The organism is Burkholderia sp. Ac-20353, assembly GCF_017104785.1.
Lineage (GTDB): Bacteria > Pseudomonadota > Gammaproteobacteria > Burkholderiales > Burkholderiaceae > Burkholderia.
The window spans coordinates 1-9,650 of record NZ_JAAGPL010000269.1; the positions used below are offsets into that span (position 1 = coordinate 1).

The following is a 9,650-nucleotide window of genomic DNA, read 5'->3' on the forward strand; positions in this document are numbered from 1 at the left end:
CCCCGTGACGTAACCCAGTCCCGCACCTCTTTCCCTCCACGACGCCCTTCCGATCTCGCGACCTGCTCGCGGCCGCGCCGATCGACGAGCCCGAGCGGCCCGCGCTCGGCGCGCCGTCGGAGGCCGACGATATCCTCGCCGACTACCACACGACGGGCCTTACGCTGAACCGCCATCCCGTCGCGCTGCTGCGGCCCGTGCTGCGCGCGCGGCGGCTGTCGTCCGCGGCAGAACTGCACGACCGTCCCGATGGCCGGCTCGCACGCGCCTGCGGGCTCGTGACGGCCCGGCAGATGCCGGGCACCGCGAAGGGCACGATGTTCATGACGCTCGAGGACGAAACGGGCTGCGTGAACCTCATCGTCCGGCCCGAGCTGCTCGCGCGGCAGCGCCGCGAGACGCTCGATTCGCGGCTGCTCGCGGCGTCGGGCGTGTGGCAGGTCGTGAGCGACGTGCGGCACCTCGTCGCGCAGCATTTCGAGGACCTGACGCCGCTGCTTGGCGGCCTGCGCACGTCGAGCCGCGAGTTCCACTGACGCGCGCGATCGGGTGCGTGCGCCGCAAGCTCGTCATGAGCGTGAACAGGCGCTAACGCGGTTCACCCGGCTCATGCGCGTGCAGCGTGTCCCGGCTCGCGACACCGCCGCGATGCCCGGACACGGCGGCAAGCCGCCAGACCAGCAGCCCCGGAACGTAAAACAACAGATCGCGCACACGTCGCGACGCCGCCAGCGCGAGACAGGTCGGCGGATCGAAACCGATCAGGCCGCCAATCAGCACGAAGCCGCCTTCCTGCACACCGAGGCCGCCCGGCATCAGGAACGCGGCGCTGCTGACGAACTGGATCAGCGCCTCGATCACGAGCGCCTGCACGAACGTCGGATGCGCGCCGAGAAAGTGGAGCGCGATCCAGATCTCGAGTGCGTATCCCGCAAACTGCAGCGTTTGCCAGATCGCGAGATAGGACATGACCACATCCGTCTTGCGCCACAGCAGCCGGATCGTCAGGTCGGTACGCGCCGATTCGCCGACGAGCGCATAGACCTTGCCGCTCGTCACGTGGTTGATCGCGCGCATCGTGCGCTCGAAAGGCCGAACGTGCTGAACCAGTGCGAACAGCAGCAGCAACGGCGCGAGCGCGGCCACGCCGAGCGCGAGCTGCGCGGCCGCGTGAGCGATGCCGGACGGCACGTTCCAGAGCACGTAGCCGAGCGCGGCGAGTGCAAACACCAGCTGGCTGATCAGCGTGAGCTGCATGTCGACGACGAGGCTCGCCGCCGCCGTCGCCGGCCGCACGCCCATGCGCCGGAGCAGCCCGAACGACGCGATCTCGCCGCCGATCCGTGCGACCGGCAGCAAGCCGTTGATCGATTCGCGGATCCACACGAGCCTCAGCATGGCCGCGAAGGCGGGCCGGCGCGCACCGCGTATCAGCAGCCGCCAGTCCCACGCGTTCGCCAGCATCGGCAGGATGTGAGCCAGCGCCGCGAGCGCCAGCCCGGCGCCAGCGGTCAGCAGTCGATGCAGGATGTCGAGCGGATGCGAGCGCCAGATCAACCATCCCGCGATCGCCAGCCCGACGAGTGCCGCTGCCCGCCCGGAATGCCGGGCCCACGTGTCGCGGCGCACGCGCGCCGCTTCGGCGCCCGCGCTGCGCCGGAAGGTCCGGCGGATCACGGCTCGCCTGCCTTCGACAGCAGCCCGTGCCGGTCGACGCGAAAGCGCGTCCCGCGCCAGATCACGTGCGACGAGAAGAAGCTCGCGACGAACACCGCGAACTGAATGAGATCGGACAGCGGCAGCATGGCCGGGTCGGCGAACGGCTGCGCGATCGCCCGGTCGGTTTGCCACTTGAGCGCGAAGCGCGCGAGCAGCGCGATACCGGCGAGCGCCCACGCGTGCGGCGCGCCGCCGGACGCGAGCGCCGCGAGCAGCGCGAACGGCAGCGGATGCATCAGCGCGGAGCCGAGATGCCCAAGCCGGTCAGCCGCGCGGATCGTTCGGCTCCAGCGCAGCTCATGAAGGAACAGTTCGCGGAACGTCGTCTCGACGCACGCGTGTCCAACGAGCGTCGGTGGAATCGCGACGCTCGCGCCGATGCCGCGAACGGCTTCGCCGAGCGCATGATCCTCGGCCAGATGATGCGCGAACTGCGCGAGACCGCCGATCTCGTCGAGCGTCGCACGCGTAATCGCGATGGTCTGCCCGAAGCAGGGGCGCGCGAGCCCGGCCGCGAGGCCCGTGACGACGCCGGGCAGGAACAGGTAATTCGTCGATGCCGCGGCCGCGCGCGGCCAGAACCCCGGTGCGCACATGCCGCGGTACACGCAGGTGACGAGGCCGACGCCCGGCTGCTGCAGCGCGCCGACGATCTGGCGCAACGTGTCGGGGCCGATCCGCACGTCGCTGTCCGCGAAGCACAGCACGTCGTGCTCCGCCTGTTCGAGCATGTTGACGAGGTTGCCGATCTTGCGGTTCGGACCATACAGGCGCGCGTCCGCGACGATCGTCACATGGGCATCGGGGTAGCGCACCCGCAGCGCGTCGACCGCGGTCAACGCGACGTCCTTCGCGTCGTGCACGCCGAACAGATACTGGACCGGACCAGGATAGTCGTGTTCGAAGAAGCTCGCGAGATGCTCCTCGAGATGCCATTCGTCGCCGTGCAGCGGCTTCACGATCGTGATGGCGGGAAAGCGCTCGGGCACGATCGCGTCGCGCGCGAAAAAGCGGCTGACGAGGCATGCCGCGATCAACGTGTAGACGATGCCGAACAGCGCGGCGAACGCAAACAGGTCGGCAAGGGGCGCGAGCAGCATGCCGACGCCGAACGTCATTCCCGTGAACGCGGCCGCCGCGATCGCGACTGCCGCCGCCACCAGCGCCGCACCACCCGTGCGAACGCTGCCGCCTTGCATTCTGGCTTGCGATCCGTTCATCGTGCGTCGTCCGTCGGCGGGAACGTTTTCGTCGTCCCGCCCGGCAGACCGGGGCCGGAGGTGCCGCGGAGTTTGGCGGCGCTGCGCGCGGCGCACGGCTTGAGGTCGGTGAAGGCGTCGTCGTCGGACATGAACTCGATCGTCGTGGGAAACGTGACGAGGAGCGATTCTCGTCCGACATGCGTGTCGACCGTGTGTCACGAACCGGCGCAGTCGAAGCGGAACCGGTCGAGCTGTCGGCCCGTCAGCTGTTTCGCCGACGTACGCGAACCATACCAATCGGCCGAATTGGTTCTATTTAGGTCTCATTTCCACGCTTCTCAACCCTACGGCAACGGTCCATTTGCATACCGATCCGGGTAAATCCCTACCTCTTAGTGCTTTGTAAACAAAGGATTTGACGCAACTAAAACGCTTGCTGGGCAAGGCTTCCGGCGATTTTTACGACGCTAATACCAGTTCGTTGACTGGTACTATTGTGGTTATATAATTCGTTCACTCTCGACGGCCCGCGTCCGTCACCCGATCATCAAGAGAACGTCATGCTGACTGGCAACATCCTCACCCCTGACGGCTGGATCCACGGCTCGCTCGATTGCGAGAACGGTCGCATCACCGCGCTCGACGGCACGAGCGCCGATCCCGCGAAGAACGATGCGCCGTACATCCTGCCCGGCTTCATCGACCTGCACGTGCACGGCGGCGGCGGCGCCGACGTGATGGAAGGCGGCGACGCGATCGAGACAATCGCCCGCACGCACGCGCAGTACGGCACGACGAGCCTGCTCGCGACGACGATGACGGCGCCGCGCGACGAGCTGATGAAGGTCGTCGGCAACCTCGGCAGCGTCGCGCGCTCGCGCACGCAGGGTGGCGCACGCGTGCTCGGCGTGCACCTCGAAGGACCGTACATCAACCCCGGCAAGCTCGGCGCGCAGCCGGACGCGGCCGTGTCGGCCGTGCTCGACGAAGTGCTGAAGTACCTGTCGATCGCGCCGATCCGTGTCGTCACGCTGGCGCCGGAAATCGCCGGCCATATCGAGATCATCGGCGAGATGGCCGCGCGCGGCGTGCGCGTGCAGCTTGGCCACTCGCTCGCGACCTACGACGACGCGGTGGCCGCGCTCAAGCACGGCGCGTGCGGCTTCACGCACCTGTTCAACGCGATGTCGCCGCTGCATCACCGCAACCCGGGCCTCGTCGGCGCGGCGCTCGCGCATGCCGAATACGCGGAAATCATCCCCGACCTGCTGCACGTGCATCCGGGCGCGATCCGCGCGGCGCTGCGCGCGATCCCGCGCCTGTACGTCGTGACCGACAGCACGTCGGCGACCGGCATGCCCGACGGCGAATACCGGCTCGGCAGCCAGCACGTGACGAAGTGCCTCGGCGGCGTGCGGCTCGCCGACGGCACGCTCGCGGGCAGCACGCTGACGATGGACCAGGCGCTGCGCAATCTCGTGTCGCTCGGCCTGCCGATTGCCGACGTGTCGAACCGGATGTCGCGCTACGCAGCCGATTACCTCGGCATTGCCGATCGCGGCCGCATCGCGCGCGGCGCATGGGCCGACCTCGTCGTGTTCGATCGCGACCTGAACCTCACCGCGACCTATGTCGAAGGAGAATCGATTGTCGAATATGCTTAACGAAGCGCGCGAGTCCGCGCAGGTCGTCGCCGCGCAGCTCGCCGACACCGCGCGCGTCGAAGCGCTCGCCGGCCAGTTGATCGAGCATCCGCCGGCCGTCGCGCTGACGGTCGCGCGCGGCAGTTCGGATCACGCGGCCAGTTATTTCGCAAGCCTGACGATGAGCCGCCTCGGCGTGCCGGTCGCGTCGCTGCCGATGTCGGTCGCGACGCTGCAGCAGGCGCCGCTGAAGGTGCAGGACCAGCTCGCAATCGCGTTCTCGCAGTCGGGCCAGAGCCCCGATCTCGTCAATACGATGGCCGCGCTGCGCGAAGCGGGCGCGCGCACCGTCGCCGCCGTGAACGTGCTGCCGTCGCCGCTCGCCGACGCATGCGAGCACCAGCTGCCGCTGCTGGCCGGCCCCGAACTGTCGGTCGCGGCCACCAAGAGCTACATCGCGATGCTGTCGCTGTCCGCGCAGATCGTTGCGTTCTGGCAGCGCGACGCGGCGCTCGTGACCGCGCTGCGCGGGCTGCCCGACGTGCTCGCGCAGGCGGGCGCGCTCGACTGGTCGCCGGCCGTCGCGGCGCTCGCCGACGTCGAACGGATGATCGTGATCGGCCGCGGCCTTGGCCTCGCGATCGCGCAGGAAGCCGCACTGAAGCTGAAGGAGACGTCCGGCATCCAGGCCGAGGCATTCTCGAGCGCCGAAGTCCGTCACGGCCCGATGGAGCTGATCGACCGCGACTACCCGCTGCTCGTGTTCGCGCCGCCGGGCCCCGAGCAGGCGGGCCTGCTGCAGCTCGCGGACGACATGCGCGCGCGCGGGGCCGCGGTGCTGCTTGCCGCACCGGCCGGCACGCCCGGCATCTCGGGTGTATCCGGCACCGTGCTGCCGCTCGCGCAGTCTGCCCATTCGGCGCTCGACCCGATCGCCGCCATTCTTTCGTTCTACGTGATGGCGGCGCATCTCGCCGTCGCGCGCGGCCGCAATCCCGACACGCCGCGCCACCTGAACAAAGTCACCGAAACGCATTGATGAGCCGAGAACGCCGATGAGACGCGCCGAGGAGTCCCAGTTGAAGAGCCCCACCCACGAGCAGATCGTTCTGCTGGCCCCGCTGACGGGGCCGATCGTACCGCTGGCCGACGTGCCCGATCCGGTGTTCTCCGGCGGGATGTTCGGCGACGGCATCGGCATCGACCCGCTCGCCGGCAAGCTCGTCGCGCCGTGCGCGGGCATCGTGTCGCACCTCGCGCGCACGGGCCACGCGGTGACGATCACGACGCCGCAGGGCGCGGAAGTGCTGCTGCACATCGGCATCGACACGGTCGAGCTGAACGGCCAGGGCTTCACCGCGCGGGTCGAGGCCGGCGCGCGCGTCGACGCGGGCGACCTGCTGATCGAGTTCGACCAGGATGCGGTTGCGCGCAGCGCGCATTCGCTCGTGTCGGTGATCGCGATCGCGAATTCCGATGCGTTCGAGGTGATCGATCGCGCGCAAGGCTCCGCGACGGCGGGCGAGACGCCGCTCCTCACGCTGCGCGGCAAGGGCGAAGCGGCCGTGCAGGCGGCCGAGGCCGGCGCCGCGGCGATGAACGAGGTGCGCCGCGCGATTCGGCTGACGCAGCCGGGCGGCCTGCACGCGCGGCCGGCCGCGCGGGCGCGCGAGGCGGCGCGCGGTCTCGACGCGCACGTCGACGTGCACTACGACGGCCGCAAGGCGCCGATCGAGAGCGTGGTCGGGTTGCTCGGCCTGGGCGCCGGCGAACAGGCGACGATCGAGCTGGTCGGACGCGGCGCGCAGGCGCAGCAGGCGGTCGATGCGGTCGCAAACGAACTGCTGCGCGAAGCGCATGGCGAAGTCGACGAAAAGCCGGCGCGCACGCTGTCGCCTGCACCGCAGGCGGTCGTGCGCAACGCCGGCGCACCAGTGGAACCAAACACGCTCGCGGGCGTGTGCGCGGCGCCCGGCATTGCGGTCGGCACGCTGGTGCGCGTCGACGATGCGGAGATCATGCCGCCCGAGCAGGCGAGCGGCACGCCCGCGTCGGAAAGCCGTCAGCTCGACCAGGCGCTGAAAGCCGTCGACGCGGAACTCGACATCACCGTGCGCAACGCGTCGGCGCGCGGCGCGATCGGTGAAGCAGGGATCTTCGCGGTGCATCGCGTGCTGCTCGAGGATCCGACGCTGATCGACGCGGCACGCGACCTGATCAGCCTCGGCAAGAGCGCGGGCTACGCGTGGCGCGCGACGATCCGCACGCAGATCGACACGCTGTCGAAACTCGACGATGCGTTGCTCGCCGAGCGCGCGGCGGACCTGCACGATATCGAGAAGCGCGTGCTGCGCGCGCTCGGCCATGTGAACCGTGCCGCGCGCACGCTGCCCGACGAGGCCGTGCTGGCCGCCGAGGAATTCACGCCGTCCGATCTCGCGTCGCTCGATCGCGAACGCGTGATGGCGCTCGTGATGGCACGCGGCGGCGCGACGTCGCACGCGGCGATCATCGCGCGCCAGCTCGGCATTCCGGCGCTCGTCGCGGTCGGCGATGCGCTGTACGCGATTCCGGACGGCACGCAGGTCGTCGTCGATGCGAGCGCGGGCCGTCTCGAACATGCACCTACCGCGCTCGACGTCGAGCGCGCGCGGCACGAGCGCCAGCGTCTTGCCGGCGTACGCGAAGCGAACCGCCAGACCGCGGGCGAAGCCGCGGCGACGGCCGACGGCCGCGCGATCGAGGTCGCCGCGAACATCGCGACGCTCGACGACGCGAACACCGCGGTCGACAACGGCGCGGACGCGGTCGGCCTGCTGCGCACCGAGCTGATGTTCATCCATCGCCAGGCCGCGCCGACGACGGCCGAGCACCGCGACAGCTACCAGTCGATCGTCGACGCGCTGCAGGGCCGCACCGCGATCATCCGCACGCTCGACGTCGGCGCGGACAAGGAAGTCGACTACCTGACGCTGCCGCCCGAGCCGAACCCCGCGCTCGGCCTGCGCGGCATCCGTCTCGCGCAGGTGCGCCCCGATTTGCTCGACGATCAATTGCAGGGCCTGCTCGCGGTGAAGCCGTTCGGCGCGGTGCGGATCCTGCTGCCGATGGTCACTGACGCGGGCGAACTGGTGCGGTTGCGCAAGCGCATCGACGAATTCGCGCACGCAATGGGCCGCACCGAGCCGATCGAGGTCGGCGTGATGATCGAGGTGCCGTCGGCGGCGCTGCTTGCCGACCAGCTCGCGCAGCACGCGGACTTCCTGTCGATCGGCACCAACGACCTGACCCAGTACACGCTCGCGATGGACCGCTGCCAGGCCGATCTGGCCGCGCAGGCGGACGGCCTGCATCCGGCCGTGCTGCGCCTGATCGACATCGCGGTGCGCGGCGCGGACAAGCACGGCAAGTGGGTCGGCGTGTGCGGCGCGCTCGGCGGCGATCCGCTCGCGGTGCCGATCCTCGTCGGCCTCGGCGTGACCGAACTGTCGGTCGATCCGGTATCGGTGCCGGGCATCAAGGCGCGCGTGCGCCGACTCGATTACCAGCTGTGCCGCCAGCGCGCGCAGGATCTGCTCGCACTCGATTCGGCGCAGGCGGTAAGGGCAGCAAGCCGCGAGATCTGGCCGCTCGACTGAGCGTCGGCGGCGGACTCGCAACGCGTTTCAACGGTTTCAATATCAAAGGAGGGGCGGTGCATGCATGGAAGCGCCATGCGTGCACCCACCCTTGATCAATGGGACAAGGATAGGAGGACTGAATGGACGGGAATCCGTTTCTGAAGATACAGAGCCTGGGTCGCGCGCTGATGCTGCCCATTGCGGTGCTGCCGGTCGCCGGCATCCTGCTGCGTCTCGGCCAGCCGGACGTGTTCAACATCAAGATGATCGCCGACGCGGGCGGTGCGATCTTCGACAACCTGCCGCTGCTGTTCGCGATCGGCGTGGCGGTCGGCTTCGCGAAGGACAACAACGGCGTCGCGGCGCTCGCGGGTGCGATCGGCTACCTGATCGAAACCGCGATCATGAAGGACATCGATCCGAAGCTGAACATGGGCGTGCTGTCCGGGATCATCGCGGGCGTGGTCGCGGGGCTGCTGTACAACCGCTACAAGGACATCAAGCTGCCCGACTACCTCGCGTTCTTCGGCGGCAAGCGCTTCGTGCCGATCGCCACCGGCCTCGCGTGCGTGCTGCTCGGCATCGTGTTCGGCTACGTGTGGCAGCCGGTCCAGCACGCGATCGATGCGGCCGGCCAGTGGCTGACGACCGCGGGTGCGATCGGTGCGTTCGTGTTCGGCTTCCTGAACCGGCTGCTGCTCGTCACGGGCCTGCACCATATCCTCAACTCGCTCGCGTGGTTCGTGTTCGGCAACTTCACGCCGCCGGCCGGCGGCGAGCTCGTGCACGGCGACCTGCACCGCTTCTTCGCGGGCGACCAGACCGCCGGCACCTTCATGGCCGGCTTCTTCCCGATCATGATGTTCGGCCTGCCGGCCGCGTGTCTCGCGATGCTGCACGAGGCGCCGAAGGAGCGCCGCGCGGTGGTCGGCGGCCTGCTGCTGTCGATGGCGCTCACGTCGTTCCTGACCGGCGTGACCGAGCCGATCGAATTCAGCTTCATGTTCCTCGCGCCGGTGCTGTACGTGATCCACGCGCTGCTGACGGGGCTGTCGCTCGCGATCTGCCAGCTGCTCGACGTGAAGCTCGGCTTCACGTTCTCGGCGGGCGCGATCGACTACGTGCTGAACTACGGGCTGTCGACGAAGGGCTGGATCGCGATTCCGCTCGGCATCGCATACAGCGTTGCTTACTACGGGCTGTTCCGCTTCTTCATCCGCAAGTTCAACATGGCGACGCCGGGCCGCGAGCCTGCAACGGCCGACGCGGCGACCGAGTCGCTCGGCGCGGGTGTCGACGTTTCACCGGCCGCGGCTGCTGTCGCCGCCACCGCCACCACCGCAGCCACCGCAGCCACCGCAGCCACCGCGCCGCGCGCGCAGCGCTACATCGCCGCGCTCGGCGGCGCCGCGAACCTGACGGTAGTCGACGCATGCACGACGCGCCTGCGTCTGAGCGTCGTCGAT

The 9,650-nt window shown here is 69.3% G+C and carries 7 protein-coding genes and 1 pseudogene; 5 read left to right on the forward strand and 3 right to left on the reverse strand.

Going from position 1 to position 9,650, the window contains the following annotated elements; genetic code table 11:
* Positions 1 to 56: 56 nt before the first annotated feature.
* A pseudogene (locus G3N94_RS37235) lies at positions 57 to 536 on the forward strand (error-prone DNA polymerase); the annotation flags it as partial.
* A gap of 52 nt (positions 537 to 588) precedes the next feature.
* Here the strand turns inward: G3N94_RS37235 and G3N94_RS37240 are convergent.
* The 3 genes from G3N94_RS37240 to G3N94_RS43060 form a co-directional block, all read right to left on the reverse strand.
* Positions 589 to 1,629 (reverse strand): lysylphosphatidylglycerol synthase domain-containing protein, encoded by a 1,041-nt coding sequence (locus G3N94_RS37240; protein ID WP_346778770.1) that lies wholly within the window; start codon positions 1,627 to 1,629, stop codon positions 589 to 591.
* Between the two features lie 44 nt (positions 1,630 to 1,673).
* Complete coding sequence (gene hpnI / locus G3N94_RS37245) at positions 1,674 to 2,819, reverse strand: bacteriohopanetetrol glucosamine biosynthesis glycosyltransferase HpnI (RefSeq protein ID WP_241022293.1); 1,146 nt, start codon at positions 2,817 to 2,819, stop codon at positions 1,674 to 1,676.
* A gap of 116 nt (positions 2,820 to 2,935) precedes the next feature.
* Positions 2,936 to 3,070 (reverse strand): hypothetical protein, encoded by a 135-nt coding sequence (locus G3N94_RS43060; RefSeq protein WP_277398599.1) that lies wholly within the window; start codon positions 3,068 to 3,070, stop codon positions 2,936 to 2,938.
* Positions 3,071 to 3,481: 411 nt separating this feature from the next.
* On the opposite strand from G3N94_RS43060, the gene nagA reads away from it, so the two are divergent.
* The 4 genes from nagA to G3N94_RS37265 all read left to right on the forward strand — a co-directional run.
* Positions 3,482 to 4,585, forward strand: coding sequence for an N-acetylglucosamine-6-phosphate deacetylase (gene nagA, locus G3N94_RS37250; protein WP_205799227.1), 1,104 nt, complete (start codon positions 3,482 to 3,484; stop codon positions 4,583 to 4,585).
* Positions 4,578 to 5,603: an SIS domain-containing protein gene (locus tag G3N94_RS37255; protein WP_205799230.1), complete on the forward strand. Its 1,026-nt coding sequence runs from the start codon at positions 4,578 to 4,580 to the stop codon at positions 5,601 to 5,603. The genes nagA and G3N94_RS37255 overlap by 8 nt, the downstream gene beginning before the upstream one ends.
* Positions 5,604 to 5,619: 16 nt before the next feature.
* A complete protein-coding gene (gene ptsP / locus G3N94_RS37260) occupies positions 5,620 to 8,202 on the forward strand; it encodes a phosphoenolpyruvate--protein phosphotransferase (RefSeq protein WP_205799228.1) in 2,583 nt (860 codons plus the stop codon).
* A gap of 122 nt (positions 8,203 to 8,324) precedes the next feature.
* The coding region (locus G3N94_RS37265) for a PTS transporter subunit EIIC (protein WP_205799229.1) at positions 8,325 to 9,650 on the forward strand (1,326 nt) is incomplete at its 3' end.